Genomic DNA, 17,038 nt, shown 5'->3' on the forward strand with positions numbered 1-17,038 from the left:
CTCGGTCAGCACGGTCTCCTCGTCGCGGCCGTGGGTGGCGATGACGACGGCGTGCAGATCTGGCGGCAGCGGCTCCCCCGGCCCCCTCGCGCGGGGGGCCGGCGCACGGCTGTTCACGTCGCCGAGGTGCGGCAGAGCAGCAGACAGACGTCGTCGTCGTGCTCGGAGTCGTGCAGCATCGGCTTCAGCAGCGACTCGGCCGCCGAGTCCAGATCCTCCAACTCCGCGGCGCCGAGCGTCTCCAGGGCCCGGGCCAGCCGGTCGATGCCCACGTCGATCCCCGCCGCCCGCCGCTCCACGAGGCCGTCCGTGTAGAGCGCCAGCGTGGACCCGGCAGGCAGCCGCACGGTGTGTTCCTCGTACTCGTACGCCAGGGGCACGCCCAGCATGATCCCCGGCTTGAGGTCCAGGACGCTCACCCCGCCGCCGGGATCCCGGGTGACGGCCGGCGGGTGGCCGGCCGCGGCCCACACCACGGCCGGATCGCCCGGGGTGAAGCGGGCGACCGCGCACGTCGCGTACAGCTCCGGCTGCTGGTGCCGGAGCATCCGGTGCAGCAGGGTGAGGATGCGGGCCGGGCCGTTGCCCTCGACGGCGTACGCGCGCAGCGCGGTGCGCAGTTGCCCCATGATGACCGCCGCGCGCAGCCCGTGCCCCGTGACGTCCCCTATCACCGCGAGGACGCTGCCGTCGGGCTGCGGGAACGCGTCGTACCAGTCGCCGCCGATGTTCAGGCCCCGGGTCGCGGGCAGATAGCGCGCGGCCAGTGACACGCCCCGGACGTCGGGCAGTTCGGTGAGCTGGGCGCGTTGCAGCGCCTCGGCGACGTCCCGGTGCTGCTCGTACTGGCGGGCGTTGTCCAGCGCGATCCCCGCCCGCCGGCCCAGTTCCAGCAGCATCACGGTGGTGTCCGGGTCGAACCGCTCGCCCGGCGCGGTCAGCGTCAGCACGCCCTGCACCGTGCGCGCGCCCAGCGGGATGCACAGCAGCGGCCGGTCGGGGAAGAGGGCGGAGGGCGGCAGGTCGTCCACGCCCGGCAGTTCGCCCGGGTGCCGGGCCGCGTGCTGCGGGCGGCCCGTGCGGGCCGCGGTGACGGTCGCGGCCGCCCGGTCGCCCGAAGGCGTGCGCTCGTCGTCCGGGAGCCAGATGTCGACGTCGGCGGCGTACTCCGGGACGAGCAGGTCGGGCAGTCTGCGCAGGATGTCGTCGTGTTCGAGGGAGGCGTTCAGGGCGGCGCTCGCGTTCGCCAGGAAGGTCAGCAGCCGGCGGGCGTTCTCCGCCGTTTCGCGTGCCGCCCGTTCCGCGTCCAGCAGTTCGTGCTGCGCCCGCGCGGCCGCCTCCAGCTCGGCGTGCAGCGCCAGCACCCCCTGGTTCGTCTGGTGGAGCTCCTCCCGGTGGAAACTGACCATCTCCTCCGTCTCGGCCAGGTTCTCCAGTACCGCGTCGGCGTCCGCGTCGGCGTCGAGCAGTGCCTCGGCGAGCCGTGCGCCGTCCAGCCCGGCGGGTGTGGGCAGCGGCGACGGCACCGGGCGGGGGCAGGTCAGGGTGTGCCGCCACGCCCCCGGCCGGCCCGATTGCCGTACCGCGATGTGCAACTGCCCGGGGGCGTCGGAGCGGACGGCGACCTCGGCGCCGCCGTCCTCGAGACAGCGGCGCAGCCGCGCGGTGAACGCGGTCAGGAAGCGGGCGCGGTCGAGCGCGGGCAGGCCCGCGTCCGACGTGAGCCGCGCGAGCACGGCCCGGGCGCGGGCCGCGTCGGCGGCCGAGTCGATGGTCCAGAGGTCACGGGCGGCTGTCATGGGAACTGGTCCGGCGGTCGGGGGCCAGTACGGCCACACTGGTGTCGTCGCGTACGGGGCGGGCGGGACTGCTCGCTTCGCGCAGGATCGTCGCGGCCACCACCGACGGGTCACGGGCGAGCAGGCCGGGGTCGGCGGGGGGCGACCAGCGGCTGGGCAGCCCGTCGCTGTGCACGACGAGCAGGCTGTCCGCGTGCCACGGCATCTTCCGCAGCGGAACGTGCGCCGGGAAGTACGCCCCTACGATGCCCGGATGGGAGATCAGCGACGTCCAGGTGTCTCCCGTGCGCAGCCGGGCGCCGGCGTTGCCCACCCCGGCGAAGCGCAGTTCCCGCCGCTCCGTGTCCACCTGCGCCACCACGGCGGCCACGCCCCGGGTGCGCCGCAGGGTGGTGTGCAGGCGGCGCAGTATCTCCACCGGCGGCAGATGCGCGCCGGCGTGCAGCTCCTCCACCGCCGCGGTGGAGGCGTGGGCGGCCTTGGCGCCGTGCCCGAGACCGTCGGCCAGCAGCAGCGTCAGCAGGGAACCGGAGCGTGCCCACCCCCAGGAGTCCCCGGAGTGCTCCGCCTGGTCGAGGGCGACGTTGATCCCGCCCGCCGGCACCTCCCGCGCCGAAGCGCCGGCGCGGGCGGCCTCGTGGTCGACACGGGCCGTCGCCACCGTTCCGCGCCCCGGGGCGCTGTACAGGTGGAAGGCGTTCGCGAGCCGGCGGCAACTGCCCAGGCCCGCCCCGAGGGACCCCTCGGCGGTGGTGAAACCGTCGCGCAGGGCCGTGCCGACGTCCGCGATGCCCGGCCCCTGGTCGAGCGAGCACAACTGCACCGACGGCGCGCCGCCGGCCGGGCCGTCCACCAGGTTCAGCACCATGCGGCCCGCGTCGGCGTACTTGAGCAGATTGGTCGCCAGCTCGGTGGCGACCAGCGCGGCCGCCGCGGTGCGCTCCTGGCCGAGGCCCGCGGCGGCGCTCGCGGCCTCGGCCGCGACCCGGACGTCCCGCACCCGTGTCGAGTCGTGCACCGGGATCTCCCACACCCGCCCCATCACATCCCCGTCCTGGACGGCGGAACCGGAGTGACCCAGGCGACGGCCGTGACCGTGGTGCCCCGGCCGGGCTCGGTGTCCACGGCGAACTCCTGCACGAGCCGTCTGGCACCGCTCAGTCCCAGACCCAGGCCGCCGCCGGAGGTGTAGCCGTCGGTCATCGCCAGGTCCAGGTCCCGGATGCCCGGGCCCTCGTCGGTGAAGCGCATGCGCAGCCCCGGGACGCCACCGTGGTCCAAGGGGGTGATCTCCGCCCGGCCGCCGCCGCCGTGCACCAGCGTGTTGCGGGCCAGTTCACTGGCCGCGGTCACCAGTTTGGTCTGCTGCACCAGGCCGAAGCCGAGCTGCGCCGCGTACTGCCGCACCTGCTGCCGGACGAGGGCCAGATCACCGTCCGAGCCGATGGGCAGGCAGGTCGAGCAGGCCCGGCCGGACGACGCCGGGATCATTTCCCCTCCGGCGACAGAAGTTCCATGGCGCGGTCGACATCGAGAGCGGTGGTCAGACCGGGCAGCATGAGCCCCAGTTCGACCAGGGTGATGGCCACCGCCGGCCGCATGCCGGCCAGCACCGTCCGGGCCGCCAGCAGCCGGGCCGTCGAGGCGATCTCCGCGAGCACCCGGCCGAGGAAGGAGTCCACGATGTCGACACCGGAGATGTCGATCACCACACCGGTCACCCTGCTGGTGGCGATGCGGCTGGAGATGTCGTGCTGGAGCTGTTCGGCCATGCCGTCGTGCAACTCACCCTGCAGCGAGACGAGCAGCACGTCGCCCAGTGCGAGTACGGGCACCTGGGCCTGACCGGAGAAGGGCTGGATCACCGCGCGCCCGCCCCGGCGTCCGTGCGGGCGGAGACCTCGATGCCCTGCCGGCCGAGCGCGTAGGCGAGCGCGTCGGCCAGCGAGGCACGGGTGAGTACCGTCCCGAGGTCGATGCCGAGCTGCACGATGGTCTGCGCGATCGCCGGCCGGATGCCGGAGACGATGCACTCCGCCCCCATCAGCCGTGCGGCGGCCACCGTCTTCATCAGGTGCTGCGCGACCAGCGAGTCCACCGTGGGCACACCGGTGATGTCCAGGATCGCGTACCGGGCCCGCTGTTCGACGATCGCCTCCAGCAGGGACTCCATGACCACCTGGCTGCGCGCGCTGTCCAGGGTGCCGATGAGTGGCACGGCGACGGTGCCCTCCCACAACTGGATCACGGGCGTGGCCACTTCGAGCAGTTGCTGCCGCTGCCGGTGGATCAGGTCCTCACCCGCGTGCAGCGCCGTCTCCATCACCACCAGACGCAGGGTGCCCATGATCAGGGTCAGGGCGAGCGCCCCTTCCTGCGCCTCGGGTCCTGCCGGGTCGGGGAACTCCTCGCGCAGCAGCTCCACCGCCGGGCCGCGCAGCGCGGCCACCTCGGCGGAGATCTGCGCCGGGCTTGATCCCGTACGGGACCGCGTCGCGGCCATCCGGCCCAGTTGCTCGCGCACCGTGCCGAAGCCGGGGGCGTCGATGTCCTCGAACCGGCCGCTCATCGCCACGTCCGAGAGCGCGTCCAGCACGGCCTTGCACGCCTCGACCGCCTCGTCGCGGGAGACGGTGAACACCGAGCGGAACAAGGGGGCGTCCGCCCAGCGCTGCGCGATCTGCTCCTGACGCCGCTCCAGAAAAGCGCTCACCACACGAGACGCCGACTCGGCCGCATCCTGCTCCGGCACGTACACCCTCTCCTTCCGCACAGCCCGGCTCCGCCCCCGTCCGGCCGGTTACGGGCCGATGGCCTCCATACGACAGACAGCAGGGCCCGTGCCGGCGAGCGGCCGAACCCCGGACGGCCCGGCGGCCGAAGCCGCCGGGCCGGTGTCGGAGGCCGTCTACCCCGGATCAGGGAGACCTCTCCGCACTGTTAGGCACATCACTCGTGCGTGCGACGGATCAGATCGCCCCGCCGCCGCCCGGGCCGCCCATCTCGCCGCGCCACGCACCGGTCTCCCGGCCGCCGCGCTGCTCGATGAAGTCCTTGAACCGGTGCAGATCCCCGGAGACCCGCCGCTTGACGACACCGAGCTTGTCGCCGACCGTCTCGGCCAGGCCCTCGGGTTCGAACTCCAGTTGCAGCATGACCTTCGTGGTGGAGTCGTCGATGCGGTGGAAGGTGACGACGCCGGCCTGCTTCGCCTCGCCGTCGACGGTGGTCCAGGCGACTCGCTCGTCCGGCCGCTGCTCGGTGATCGCCGCGTCGAACTCCCGCCGTACCCCACCGACGTTGGTCACCCAGTGAGTGAGGGAGTCGGTGCGCTGCTCGATGCGCTCCACCCCCTCCATGAACTCGGGGAACGTCTCGAACTGGGTCCACTGGTTGTAGGCGGTGCGCACCGGGACGCCGACCCGCACGGATTCCTCGACCTGCGACATACAGGAACACCTCTCGTTCTCGTCGGCTGTACGAAGAGCGGGTTCCTGTTTGCCGCCAAGTCATGCACACGATCCCGCGAACGGGGGACATGCGGGCGAGCGGCGGGGCCGCGGGCGGCGCCCGTCAGTCCCGGGCCGGGGCCGGCGCCTCTCGGGGTTCCGCGGCCGGTTCGCGCCGCTCCGGTGACTCGCGGCGGGTGCGCCGGCGGCGCAGCAGCAGCCGTCTCGCGGGCCGCTCCACCGCCTCGTACAGCACCCAGGACAGCGCCAGCGACACGGTGAAGGCGACCGCCGTCACCGCCAGTCCCGCGAGCAGGCCGAAGTGCGGTTTCGTGCCCAGCAGTTGGGTGCCGGCGCGCAGGACCAGCAGGTGGATCATGTAGAAGGCGAACGACAGTTCCCCGAGCCGCACCAGCCGCCGGCGCCGCCACAGCGACGGCAGCCCACGCAGGTCCGCGACGGCCGCGGCCGGGATGAGCAGGGCGAACCCGGCGATGGTGCAGACGGTGGCCGGGTAGCCGGGCGTCACCTGGGGCACCAGGAAGTAGCCGATGACCGCCAGCGCCAGCGAGGCCTCGAGTCCGGGCCCGCGCCACCGGCCGAGCAGCACCAGCCGTGCCGTGACGGCACCGAGCACGAACTCCGGGAGGCGGGCGGCTGGCATCGAGTACAGGGCCTGTTCCGTCCAGTGGTGGGCGTCCGCCCGGGCCAGGACCAGCACGGCCACCACCGACAGCGCGCCCAGCACCGTCGCGCCCCGGGCGCCCAGCCGGCGCAGCAGCAGGAACAGCAGCGGGAAGGCCGCGTAGAAGAACGCCTCGCAGGCCAGCGACCAGCTCACCGGGTTCAGCGTCTGCCACCAGGGACGCCACCACGAGTGCACCAGCAGCAGGTTGGACAGCGCCTGTCCGGAGGTCGGTCTCGCCTGGTGGGGCAGCGCGTAGGCCATGAGCAGGGCGATGCCCAGGGTGACCAGGTGCACCGGGTAGACACGCGCGATCCGCCGCCGCCAGAAGGCCGGCGCGCGGTCGTGGGGCCGCGCGGACCACGTCAGTACGAAACCGGACAGCACGAAGAAGAACGACACACCCGTGGCGCCCGCCCCGAAACCCCACAGGACGATACGGCCGGGCTCGCCCCCGAAGTAGCCGAAGTTGTTCACGTGCAGTCCGAAGACCAGCAGTGCCGCGACCCAGCGCAACCCGGTCAGGGACGGCAGTGCGGGCCGGGCGGTGGGCGGGGCGGAGCCCGCCCTGGTCTCGCCGGTTTGTGCGGGCGGCGTCCGGGTCGTCCGGGTCGTCGCCGTGGTCATCACATCACCTGCCGCAGGAGGGTTGCGTGGGGCATAAAGGGGAACATTGCCCGTTCGCCCCTTTGCATTCACGTCACGTTGCAAACATCACACTGCTGCCGAACGACTGGACCCGCCGTATGCGACGGACGGCCGGACCCGGGCATCCTTACGAGTGAAAAGCCCGTGGCCCGGCGGAGGCGCCGTGACCGGCGCGCCGGGGCCCTGGGCCCGCCGGCGGCAACGAAGCACGGGTACACGTGAGTCGACCGCCTCGCCGGTTCCTGCTCGGCGCCGGTGCCGGCGGGGGAGTGGGGCGAGGCCGGCGTTCGTTCTGCCGGCGGGCGAGCGGGAGCGGCGAGCGGGTGGGCGAGCGGACGCGCCGGGAAGACCGGCGGCCCGGACGCCGGGGCGCGGCGGCGACGCGGCGATGGCATCGCGCCGGGGCCCGAGGCTCGGCTCGCAGCGGCGGAGAGGGCAGGATTCGAACCTGCGTGGACCCCTGACGGGCCCGACCTCAAGGCGTGCTCTCGGTCCCCGATCAGCCACTCCGGGCACCTCTCCCTGTTCCCGGCCCGGTCTCCCGCGCCGTTCACACACATCACTCTGGCAGCGGCCGCTGACCGTGCCCTGACATTCCGCTGACGTCGATCGCCCCGCGCTCACCCGTTCGGAGGACCCGTCGGCTCGGCGCGCCGCCTGGCGAGCCGTGCGGCCACATGATGCGTTCACACGACGCCGCCGGAGACGCCGGGCAAAGCCACGCACGGACGAACACCGGGCGTCGGCACGAGACCAGAATTGCATCGTTCGTTTTATTGAACCGTTCGTGTTTACAGGGGTAGGTTCGGCCCATGACCGCATCCGGTACTCCGACCACCGCCGAGGAGCTGCGCGGTGCCGGCCTGCGCGTGACGGCGGCCCGTGTCGCGCTGCTGGAGACAGTCCGGGACGGTGACCACCTCGGCGTCGAGGCGATCGCTTCCGGGGTCCGCGACCGTGTGGGCCACATTTCCCTGCAAGCCGTCTACGAGGCACTGCACGCGCTGACCGCGGCGGGCCTCGTACGGCGGATCGAGCCGGCCGGCAGCCCCGCCCGGTTCGAAGGACGCGTCGGCGACAACCACCACCACATCGTGTGCCGGTCGTGCGGTGCCCTCGCCGACGTCGACTGCGCGGTGGGCGAGGCGCCCTGCCTGACCGCGTCCGACGACCGCGGCTTCTCGATCGACGAGGCCGAGGTCGTCTACTGGGGCACCTGCCCCGACTGTTCCACCGGCCTTTCCTGAGTTCCTGAGTTCCTGAGTTCCTGAGCACAGAGTTCCGTTCCGTTCGGAAGGATTGCCATGACTGAGAACCACGACGCGATCGTCACAGACGCGAAGTCGGAGGAGGCGAGCGGCGGCTGCCCCGTCGCGCACGGGCGTGCCCTGCATCCGACCCAGGGTGGTGGCAACCGTCAGTGGTGGCCGGAGCGGCTCAACCTGAAGATCCTTGCCAAGAACCCTGCCGTCGCCAACCCGCTGGGCGCGGACTTCGACTACGCCGAGGCGTTCAAGTCACTGGACCTCCCGGCCGTGAAGCAGGACATCGCCGAGGTGCTCACCACCTCCCAGGACTGGTGGCCGGCCGACTTCGGCCACTACGGCCCCTTCATCATCCGGATGGCCTGGCACAGCGCGGGCACCTACCGCATCAGCGACGGCCGCGGCGGCGCCGGCGCCGGCCAGCAGCGCTTCGCCCCGCTGAACAGCTGGCCGGACAACGCCAACCTGGACAAGGCCCGCCGGCTGCTGTGGCCGGTCAAGAAGAAGTACGGCCAGAGCCTGTCCTGGGCCGACCTGCTGGTTCTGGCCGGCAACGTCGCCCTGGAGTCGATGGGCTTCGAGACCTTCGGCTTCGCCGGCGGCCGCGAGGACGTGTGGGAGCCGGAGGAGGACGTCTACTGGGGTCCCGAGACCACCTGGCTCGACGACAAGCGCTACACCGGCGACCGCGAGCTGGAGAACCCGCTCGGTGCCGTCCAGATGGGCCTGATCTACGTCAACCCGGAGGGCCCCAACGGCAACCCGGACCCGATCGCCGCGGCCCGCGACATCCGTGAGACCTTCCGCCGCATGGCGATGAACGACGAGGAGACCGTCGCCCTGATCGCCGGCGGCCACACCTTCGGCAAGACCCACGGCGCCGGCCCCGCCGACCACGTCGGCCCCGACCCGGAGGCCGCCGGCTTCGAGGAGCAGGGCCTGGGCTGGCGGAGCAGCTACGGCACCGGCAAGGGCGCCGACGCGATCACCTCCGGCCTGGAGGTCACCTGGACCACCACGCCCACCCAGTGGAGCAACGGCTTCTTCGACAACCTCTTCGGCTACGAGTGGGAGCTCACCGAGTCCCCGGCCGGCGCCAAGCAGTGGAAGCCGAAGGACGGGGCGGGCGAGGGCACGGTCCCGCACGCCCACGACTCCTCGAAGAGGATCGCCCCGTCGATGCTCACCACCGACCTGGCGCTGCGCCTCGACCCGATCTACGAGCCGATCTCCCGCCGCTTCCACGAGAACCCGCAGGAGTTCGCGGACGCCTTCGCCCGCGCCTGGTACAAGCTGACCCACCGCGACATGGGCCCGAAGTCGCTCTACCTCGGCCCGGAGGTTCCGGAGGAGACCCTGCTCTGGCAGGACCCGCTGCCGGAGCGCGAGGGCGAGCTGATCGACGACGCCGACATCGCGGCGCTCAAGACCAAGCTGCTCGACTCGGGCCTGACCGTCACCCAGCTCGTCACCACCGCCTGGGCGTCCGCGTCCACCTTCCGCGGCAGCGACAAGCGCGGCGGTGCCAACGGCGCCCGCATCCGCCTTGAGCCGCAGCGCGGCTGGGAGGTCAACCAGCCCGACCAGCTCGCGCTGGTGCTGCGCACCCTGGAGAGCGTCCAGCAGGAGTTCAACGCCTCCTCCGGCGCCAAGCGGGTCTCCCTCGCCGACCTCATCGTCCTCGGCGGTGCCGCGGCCGTGGAGAAGGCCGCCAAGGAGGGCGGCTTCCAGGTCGAGGTGCCCTTCACGCCGGGCCGGGTGGACGCCGGTGAGGAGCACACCGACGCCGAGTCCTTCGAGGCGCTGGAGCCGACCGCGGACGGCTTCCGCAACTACCTCGGCAAGGGCAACCGCCTGCCGGCCGAGTTCCTGCTGCTGGACCGGGCCAACCTGCTGACGCTGAGCGCCCCGGAGACGACCGTCCTGGTCGGCGGCCTGCGCGTGCTGGGCGTGGGCCCCGAGGGCTCGCAGCTCGGCATCTTCACCACGACGCCCGGCTCGCTGACGAACGACTTCTTCGTCAACCTGCTCGACCTGGGCACGACGTGGTCGGCGACCTCCGAGGACCAGACCACGTTCGAGGGCCGGGACGCCGCCACGGGCGAGGTGAAGTGGGCCGGCAGCCGCGCCGACCTGGTCTTCGGCTCGAACTCCGAGCTGCGCGCGCTCGCCGAGGTCTACGCGGGCGACGACGCCAAGGAGAAGTTCGTGAAGGACTTCGTCGCCGCCTGGGACAAGGTCATGAACCTCGACCGGTTCGACCTGGCCTGACCGATCCACCGAGGGCGCCCGTGCCGGTCCGTAGGGGCCGGCACGGGCGCCCTCGGCGTGCACCGGCGCGCGCGGCCCTGCCCTGCCCGCACCCCGGCCGCGCGGGTACCGGCGACGAAGACCGTCGCCGGTACTGCGGTCGCGGCGGTCGGGGTGCACGATGGTGAGGTGGCGATCCGGATCCCGATCCGGATCCTCCGGACGCCGAGCGGGCCCGCGCGCCCCGGCACGCGGCCGCCGGCAGGCGAGAGGAGGCGGCGGCCGATGACTCGGACACCTCCCACGACGGTGACCCGGGACCGGCTGTGGCGCTGGCGGCGCAACCCACTGCGCCGGCACAGCGACATCGTCGAGGGCTGGGTCGTGCTCGCCACGTGGATCCTCGCCCTGCTGGGCGCCGTCCTCGGGGGCTGGGCGGCGGCGCACTCCGTGGATTCGACGCTGACCGCACGGCGGGCCCAGGTGCACGCCGTCTCCGCGGTCCTCACCGACGGCGCGGTGAAGACCCCGGCCGCCGGCAGCGGCTACGACGACGGCCGGGTCTGGGCCACGGCCCGCTGGACGGGCCCGGACGGCAAGGTGCACATGGACCGGGCGAAGGTCCTGCCGGGCGCTCCGGCCGGTACCCAGGTCACGGTGTGGACGGACCGTACGGGCCGGGCGGTGCCCGCGCCCGCCTCCGCGACCGAGGCCATGCTGCAGACGGTCCTCACCGGCGCCCTCGTCGCCCAGGTCACCGGCACGACGGTCTGGGCGGGCGGCTGGCTGGTCCGCAACGCGCTGGTGCGGCGCAGGCTGGCCGAATGGGACGAGGAGTGGAAGCGCGTCGGACCCGAGTGGCGCAACTACAGCGGTGGCCGAGGCTGACCGGCCCCGCGCCCCGGCCCCTGCCCGTCCGCGCCTCGCCCCGCGCTCACACCCGCGTCTGCCCCGTCCGCGCCTCGCCTGCGTGCGTCTGCTCGTCCGCGCCCCGCCTGCCTGTCCGCGCCCCGCCCGTGCTTGCCCCGTCCGCGCCTCGTCTGCCTCGGTGTGCCTGTCCCGCGCCTCTGCCTGCGTCTGCCCATCTGCCCGTCCGGGCCTCGCCCCGCGCCCACACCCGCGTCTGCCCCGTCCGCGCCTCGCCTGTCTGGGGCTGCCTGTCCGAGCCCCACGCCCGCGCCTCATCCGCGTCGCACCTCACCATGTCCGTGCCTCAGCCGCGCCGCCCCCAACCGCCTCCGTGCCTCACTCGCGCGGCCCCTCACCCGCGCAGCGCCTCGAACGCCTGGCGCGCACCGACGCCGATCGCCAGATCGATGTCCGGCGCCTGCGCGGCCCGCCGGTCGGCCCGGGTGAGCGCGGCGACGGCCACCCGGCTCCCGGAGTCCGCCTCGACCACGCCGATCTCGTGCCGCAGATGCAGGAACGTGCCCGTCTTGCCGCTCAGCCGCAGGCTGTCGGCGCGCAGTTCGCTCGCCAGCCGCTGGGTGAAGACCTGGTGGCCCATCAGCCGCCGCAGCTCGGCCGTGGCCCGGGGATGCGCCACCTCGTCGCGCCACACCCGCCCGAGCAGGCCGACCAGCGCCGAGGCGGTGCCGAGGTTGGCGTGCGCGGGGTCGAGCGTCTCGATGGTGTGCCGGCCCGCCCGCTCGTCGCGGACGGCCAGTTCCAGGGCGAGGGAGAAGTCGTTGCCCGCGGCGCCGGCGGCGCACTCGTACATGTGGTTCATCCGGTGCCGTACCTGGATTCCGGCGCAGCCCCAGGCGCGCAGCCGGGCGTCGACGCCGGCCACCGGCACCAGCCCGAACAGCGCGTCTGCGGCGGCGTTGTCACTCACCGAGAGCATGAGCAGGAGCAGGTCGCCGACGGCCACCGTGACCGGGTGCCGGAACGCCGCGATGCCGGTGGGGCCGACGCTGCTGGTGGCCGGGTCGACCGTCACCGGCAGGGCGGGGTCCAGGTCGCCGACCGCGATCAGGTCCAGCACGACCAGCGCGAACGGCACCTTCACCACGGACGCGAGGGGGATCGGCTCCTCGATGTCGAAGCCGAGCTGGTCGCCGCTGTCGATGTCGCGGGCGAGGAACGAACCGCGCACGCCGAGCGCCGCCCAGTCCCGGGCGATCTCCTCGGCGACGTCCAGGAGGTGGCCGTCACCGCAGAACCGCGCCGGACGGTACGCCGCGTCCCCGGTCATCCGCGTGCCGCCAGCCGCGACCTGGCGTCCGTGGACTCCGGCCGCCCGGCAGCGCGTACGGCGGTCTCGGCACCGGCGGCCGCCGCCAGCACCGCGGACAGCCACTCCGGCACGTCGCCGCTCCGCTGACGTGGGGTGCCCCGCACGTCGTACCCCCGGTGCAGCGACGCGTCGGCCAGGGGCGCCCAGTCGGCCCCGTGGCGTCGTGCGAAGGGCTCGTCGCACAGCAGCATCGCCCGGCCCGCCAGCGTCTCGGCGAGCGCGGTGGCCGCCGGTCCGGCCGGCCGCACCAGCCGCTCCGGCAGCCCGGAGCGTGCCGCCGCCCTGCCCAGCCGGGCCCACGCACCGGGCGCCTCGTCCTCCGCCAGGGTCAGGATCGGCAGGGGAGAGGACCGTTCCCCGGTGGCGGCGTCGCGGCGCGGCCGCAGGTCCTCCAGGTGGACCGGACGCCCCCGGCCGGCCCGCGCGGCGGCGCGCGCCGGCCGTTCCGTGTCGAGGGGCGGCGCGCCGGCCAGGCCGAGCGGCACCCGGTACGCGGCGTGCTCGGGCTGGACGCGCAGCAGCGCGTACGCGAGCGAGCCGTCCGCCAGCCGGTCTGCCCGCTCCTCGGGCGGCAGTTCGCGCACCCCGAGCGTGACGCCGCGCTCCGCCCCGGCCCGGATGACCCGGGCCAGCGCGGCCGGCGCACGGTCGGCGGGCACTCCCACGGCCCGGGTCCGCACCCGCTGGGCGGACCGGGCAGCCTGTTCGAGCCGCTGGGCCCGGTCCAGGACGTCCCGCGCGTAGGGGAGCAGCAGCATGCCCAGTTCCGTCGTCGCCACCTGCCGCCGGGAACGGTCGAACAACAGGCCGCCGAAGTGGGCCTCCAACGTCTTGATACGGCGGCTGAGGAGCGGCTGGGCGATCCCGAGCCGGTCGGCGGCCCGCGAGAAGCTCGTCTCGTCCACGGTGGCGACATACGCCTTGAGATGCGCGAGCAGATCCATCCAGCAGTCATATCAATTGGGTATGGAGCCTTCAAAGTTCACTCTTGGACATGAGCGGAGTCCTGCTGTTTCGCTGTCCCGGTCGACGAGGATCCACCAAGCCGACGCCCGATCACCGACGACCTGGGAGAACTCCGCACATGACCAGTGCCGCCCCGATGCCGCGCCGCCGCCTGTTCAAGGCCGGCGTCGCCCTCACCACCGCCGCCGCGGTGGCCCCCGCCCTGGCCTCCGCCCCCGCCTCGGCGGCTCCGCACGCCCAACCGGAGGAACTCCGGGACCGGTTCGGTGATCTGGAGCGCCGGTACGGCGCCCGGCTCGGTGTCCACGCCCGGAACGCGCGCACCGGCCGGACCGTGGCGTACCGGGCCGGTGAGCCGTTCGCGATGTGCTCCACGTTCAAGGCGTTCGCCGCCGCGGCCGTGCTGCGCGACCACGGTGACTGCGCGCGGCTGGACAAGGTCGTGCACTATCCGCAGCGTGACATCCTCGCCAACTCCCAGCGGTCCGAGGAGCATCTGGCCACGGGAATGACGGTGGGCGAGCTGTGCGCGGCCGCGATCCAGTACAGCGACAACACGGCGGGGAACCTGCTGCTGCGTGAGATCGGCGGTCCGCAGGGGCTCACCCGGTTCTTCCGGTCGCTCGGCGACCGGGTGAGCCGGCTCGACCGCTGGGAGACCGACCTGAACACCGCCGTCCCCGGCGACGAGCGTGACACCACCACGCCGGAAGCCCTCGGCGGCAGCTTCCAGCGGCTGACCCTCGGGCGGGCCCTGTCCCGCGCCGACCGCGAGCGTCTCCTCACCTGGCTGAAGGGCAACACCACCAGCGGCGAGCGGTTCGGCGCCGGACTGCCGCGGGGCTGGGTCCTCGCGGACAAGACGGGCACCGGCGACTACGCGACCGCCAACGACATCGGCGTCGCCTGGACGAGCCGCGGGACGCCGCTGCTGCTCACCGTGCTGTCCACGAAGGACACCAAGGACGCGTCCGTCGACAACCGGCTGATCCGCGACGCGGCCGCCCTGCTGGCGGAGGCCCTCGCGCCCGGCGAGTAGGGCCGCCGGTGCCGCTCCCCGGGCAGGCGCGGCACCGACGAACCGGTCCACGTATCTGGACACAGAACAAGCACCGAACTGTTGACGGCTCATGGCGGCCTCTCTACGGTTCGGGACGGTCGGCGACGCCGACAGCTCCAACCAGTTCTGGACCGGCTCGAACGGCTCCCGGTGCGCCTCCTACTCCGGCGCCCTCGGCTGGTCCTTCGCTTCGGCCGGCAGCCTCGTGGTGACCTTCGGCGGCAAGGTCGTCAACCCCTAACCGGTCCGCGCGGGCATCCGTGCCGCGGGACGCCGTACGCCGGCGTCCCGCTCCGGCACGCCGACCGCGATTTTCCACTACCGCAAGTAACGTGATGACCTTCTCCCGGCTATACCAGTCAGTCAACTTTGCACGCCTCCGGGCGTGCTCCGCCCGGAGAAGTCCATGTCCTCTGAAGCCTTCGAGAACGCGCGCCTCACGTACGAGCAGCACATGCGGACCTGCCGCCAGTGCCATGCCGACACCGTGCCCTGCGCGGTGTCCAAGCACCTGCTGCGAATCTGCAACAACGCCCGCAGGGAGCTGCTGCGCGCCTCGGGTCACCGGTCCGCCCAGGCCTGACCCTCGCCCAGCGTCCCGGGTACCGGCCGGGCGACCCGAAGTTTTCCGTTTCCGCAGGCCGGGGGCTTTCGGCCGGGGCGATCGGGGAACCCGGCCGGCTGTCCCGCCCGCCCGAGACGACGGAGGCCGACGTGAGCGACAAGCAGAGCCCGCAGCCCGACCCGACCACCCGGCACCCCCGACCGGACTTCCCCTCCCAGGACCAGCCGCACCCCGGCTGGACCGGCCCGATGGACCCGCCGCCCGACCACGGCGAGGAGTCCTACCGGGGCGCCGACCGCCTGAGCGGCTTCAAGACCGTGATCACAGGCGGTGACTCCGGGATCGGCCGGGCGGTCGCACTGGCCTTCGCCCGCGAGGGCGCCGATGTGCTGTTCACCCACCTCGCCGACGAGGAGGCCGACGCGCGCGAGACCGCCCGGCTGGTCGAGGACGCGGGCCGCAAGGCGGTCGCGGTGTCCTGTGACATCAGGGAGGAGGGCGAGTGCCGTGCGCTGATCGGGCGGGCGGTCGACGAGTTCGGGCACATCGACGTGCTGGTGAACAACGCCGCCTACCAGATGTCCCAGCCGGACGGTATCGAGGCGATCAGCACCGAGCAGTTCGACCGGGTGATGCGCACGAACCTGTACGGCATGTTCTGGCTCACCAAGTTCGCGCTGCCGCACATCCCGGCCGGGGGCAGCGTCATCAACACCACGTCGGTGCAGGCGTACAAGCCCAGTCCGCACCTGCTCGACTACGCCATGACCAAGGGCGCCATCGTCACCTTCACCCAGGGGCTGGCCCAGATGGTCGCCGAGCGCGGTATCCGGGTCAACGCGGTGGCGCCCGGCCCCGTGTGGACGCCCCTGATCCCGGCGACGCTGCCCGACACGGCCGAGTTCGGCAAGCAGACCCCGCTCGGCCGCCCGGCCCAGCCCGCCGAACTCGCCCCGGCCTACGTCTATCTCGCCTCCGACGAGGCGAGCTTCGTCACGGCCGAGATCCTCAACGCGACCGGCGGCACCCCGCTGCCCTGACCTGGGTGCCCCGGCCGGCGTCCCCGGCTACAGCGGGGGCTCCTCGGCGAGTTCCAGCAGCGAGCGGGCGCTCTCGGCGGTCAGGGGAGAGGCCTCGGCCGCGGACGGGAACAGACCGCCCCAGGCCCGGGCCCGCCCCAGGGCGCTCAGCCGCCAGGCCAGTCGCACGGCGCGCCGGAGCTCCGCCGCCGTGCGGCCGGCTCCCGTCCACGGCTCGAGGTAGGCGTCGCGCAGCCGCGGCAGTACGCCCGGCCCGTACCGTTCACAGGCCTTGCGGGCCGGGACCCGCAGGCTGCAGAACGGGTGGGAGACGGCCGCGTCGCCCCAGTCGAAGAAGGTGAACCGGCCCGGCTCCGGGTGGAACAACTGGCCGTCGTGCAGATCGACATGGTCGAGCGAGTCGGGTACGCCCAGTGCGGCGAGCTCGGCGCACCAGTCCGTCAGCAGAGGCCTCAGTTCCGCCAGCCGGGCGCGTTCGCCCGGCCGCAGTGCCGGGCTGCCGGCCAGCAACTCGTCGAACACGCCCGGGAGTTCGACGGTACGGGCGCTCGGCACACCGAGCCGTTCGAGTTCCCGCGCGTGCGGGACCAGCGCGCACTGCATGCTCGCGTACTGGCGCAGCAGGCCCTCCCAGGCCTGCGGCTCGACGGGCTCCCGCTCGAGCACGTCCCGGAAGAGCGCGCCCCCGTCGGGCAGCAGCGACCAGGCACGGTCGGCGTCGATCGCGAGCGGAGCCAGGACGTGCCGCGGCACCCAGCGGGCGAGCGCGGCCGTGAGCGGGCCCTCGAAACCACTGGCCGGCGGATTCGCCTTGAACCAGACGGTCTCCCGGCTCGCGGCGGTCTCCCGGCCGGCGACAGGCACCCGCACCAGCACGGACCACGGCCGCAGCCGTACCCGCAGCCCGCCGGAGACCCGCAACCCGTGGGCGGAGAGCCCGTTTTCCAGCCAGCCGAGGGCCGCGGACCGCCAGCTCTCCTGCTCCCAGGGGGTCACCGCGTCCGGGTAGGCGCCCCGGTCCACGGTCAGTGACGCAACATCTCGCATCCGGCCATCCCAGCATGGGTCATGC

General features: G+C 73.4%; 16 protein-coding genes, 1 tRNA gene and 1 pseudogene. 7 read left to right on the top strand and 11 right to left on the bottom strand.

The features are described from left to right. Positions 1–113: 113 nt before the first annotated feature. The 8 genes from AB0924_RS15080 to AB0924_RS15115 all read right to left on the bottom strand — a co-directional run bounded on the left by AB0924_RS15080 (position 114) and on the right by AB0924_RS15115 (position 7,103). Positions 114–1,799, bottom strand: coding sequence for a GAF domain-containing SpoIIE family protein phosphatase (locus tag AB0924_RS15080; protein ID WP_358933918.1), 1,686 nt, complete (start codon positions 1,797–1,799; stop codon positions 114–116). After that, complete coding sequence (locus AB0924_RS15085; protein WP_358933920.1) at positions 1,783–2,841, bottom strand: ATP-binding SpoIIE family protein phosphatase; 1,059 nt, start codon at positions 2,839–2,841, stop codon at positions 1,783–1,785. Before AB0924_RS15085 ends, AB0924_RS15080 begins: the two co-directional genes overlap by 17 nt. Further along, positions 2,841–3,290 (bottom strand): anti-sigma regulatory factor, encoded by a 450-nt coding sequence (locus AB0924_RS15090; protein ID WP_358933922.1) that lies wholly within the window; start codon positions 3,288–3,290, stop codon positions 2,841–2,843. The genes AB0924_RS15085 and AB0924_RS15090 overlap by 1 nt, the downstream gene beginning before the upstream one ends. After that, on the bottom strand, positions 3,287–3,664 hold the full coding sequence (locus tag AB0924_RS15095; RefSeq protein WP_358933925.1) for an STAS domain-containing protein: 378 nt from the start codon (positions 3,662–3,664) through the stop codon (positions 3,287–3,289). Before AB0924_RS15095 ends, AB0924_RS15090 begins: the two co-directional genes overlap by 4 nt. Then, positions 3,661–4,551 (bottom strand): STAS domain-containing protein, encoded by an 891-nt coding sequence (locus AB0924_RS15100; RefSeq protein ID WP_366911608.1) that lies wholly within the window; start codon positions 4,549–4,551, stop codon positions 3,661–3,663. The genes AB0924_RS15095 and AB0924_RS15100 overlap by 4 nt, the downstream gene beginning before the upstream one ends. 217 nt (positions 4,552–4,768) lie before the next feature. Next, positions 4,769–5,248: an SRPBCC family protein gene (locus AB0924_RS15105; RefSeq protein ID WP_351666287.1), complete on the bottom strand. Its 480-nt coding sequence runs from the start codon at positions 5,246–5,248 to the stop codon at positions 4,769–4,771. A 124-nt stretch (positions 5,249–5,372) separates the two neighbouring features. Beyond that, positions 5,373–6,560, bottom strand: a complete 1,188-nt coding sequence (locus tag AB0924_RS15110) for an acyltransferase (protein WP_366911609.1) — start codon at positions 6,558–6,560, stop codon at positions 5,373–5,375. A gap of 448 nt (positions 6,561–7,008) precedes the next feature. Further along, positions 7,009–7,103, bottom strand: a tRNA-OTHER gene (locus AB0924_RS15115). A 290-nt stretch (positions 7,104–7,393) separates the two neighbouring features. Here AB0924_RS15115 and AB0924_RS15120 point away from each other — a divergent pair. From AB0924_RS15120 to AB0924_RS15130, 3 genes are all read left to right on the top strand, one after another. Beyond that, positions 7,394–7,828 carry a Fur family transcriptional regulator gene (locus tag AB0924_RS15120; RefSeq protein ID WP_358933932.1) on the top strand — a complete coding sequence of 145 codons (435 nt, stop codon included), beginning with the start codon at positions 7,394–7,396 and terminating at the stop codon, positions 7,826–7,828. 57 nt (positions 7,829–7,885) lie between these two features. After that, positions 7,886–10,117 (top strand): catalase/peroxidase HPI, encoded by a 2,232-nt coding sequence (gene katG / locus AB0924_RS15125; protein ID WP_358933935.1) that lies wholly within the window; start codon positions 7,886–7,888, stop codon positions 10,115–10,117. A 264-nt stretch (positions 10,118–10,381) separates the two neighbouring features. Then, positions 10,382–10,984, top strand: a complete 603-nt coding sequence (locus AB0924_RS15130) for a hypothetical protein (protein WP_358933937.1) — start codon at positions 10,382–10,384, stop codon at positions 10,982–10,984. A 373-nt stretch (positions 10,985–11,357) separates the two neighbouring features. On the opposite strand, the gene AB0924_RS15135 is transcribed toward AB0924_RS15130, so the two are convergent. Beyond that, positions 11,358–12,293, bottom strand: coding sequence for a serine hydrolase (locus AB0924_RS15135; protein WP_358933939.1), 936 nt, complete (start codon positions 12,291–12,293; stop codon positions 11,358–11,360). Next, the gene (locus tag AB0924_RS15140; protein ID WP_358933941.1) at positions 12,290–13,279 is read right to left on the bottom strand and encodes a LysR family transcriptional regulator; all 990 of its coding nucleotides are present in this window, start codon (positions 13,277–13,279) and stop codon (positions 12,290–12,292) included. Before AB0924_RS15140 ends, AB0924_RS15135 begins: the two co-directional genes overlap by 4 nt. A gap of 140 nt (positions 13,280–13,419) precedes the next feature. Here AB0924_RS15140 and bla point away from each other — a divergent pair, with 140 nt between their 5' ends. The 4 genes and pseudogenes from bla to AB0924_RS15160 all read left to right on the top strand — a co-directional run bounded on the left by bla (position 13,420) and on the right by AB0924_RS15160 (position 15,966). After that, entirely contained in the window at positions 13,420–14,340 is a 921-nt protein-coding gene (bla, locus tag AB0924_RS15145) for a class A beta-lactamase (protein ID WP_366911610.1), read from the top strand. A 115-nt stretch (positions 14,341–14,455) separates the two neighbouring features. Beyond that, positions 14,456–14,602, top strand: a pseudogene (locus AB0924_RS15150) (right-handed parallel beta-helix repeat-containing protein); the annotation flags it as partial. A 165-nt stretch (positions 14,603–14,767) separates the two neighbouring features. Continuing rightward, the gene (locus AB0924_RS15155) at positions 14,768–14,944 is read left to right on the top strand and encodes a hypothetical protein (protein WP_358933945.1); all 177 of its coding nucleotides are present in this window, start codon (positions 14,768–14,770) and stop codon (positions 14,942–14,944) included. A 131-nt stretch (positions 14,945–15,075) separates the two neighbouring features. Next, entirely contained in the window at positions 15,076–15,966 is an 891-nt protein-coding gene (locus AB0924_RS15160; RefSeq protein ID WP_358933947.1) for an SDR family oxidoreductase, read from the top strand. 27 nt (positions 15,967–15,993) lie between these two features. Here AB0924_RS15160 and AB0924_RS15165 read toward each other — a convergent pair whose 3' ends face one another. After that, on the bottom strand, positions 15,994–17,013 hold the full coding sequence (locus AB0924_RS15165; RefSeq protein ID WP_358933949.1) for an aminoglycoside phosphotransferase family protein: 1,020 nt from the start codon (positions 17,011–17,013) through the stop codon (positions 15,994–15,996). Positions 17,014–17,038 lie beyond the last annotated feature (25 nt).

Origin of the sequence: Streptomyces sp. NPDC047869 (assembly GCF_040704065.1) — a bacterium.
In the GTDB taxonomy this organism is placed as follows: Bacteria; Actinomycetota; Actinomycetes; order Streptomycetales; family Streptomycetaceae; genus Streptomyces.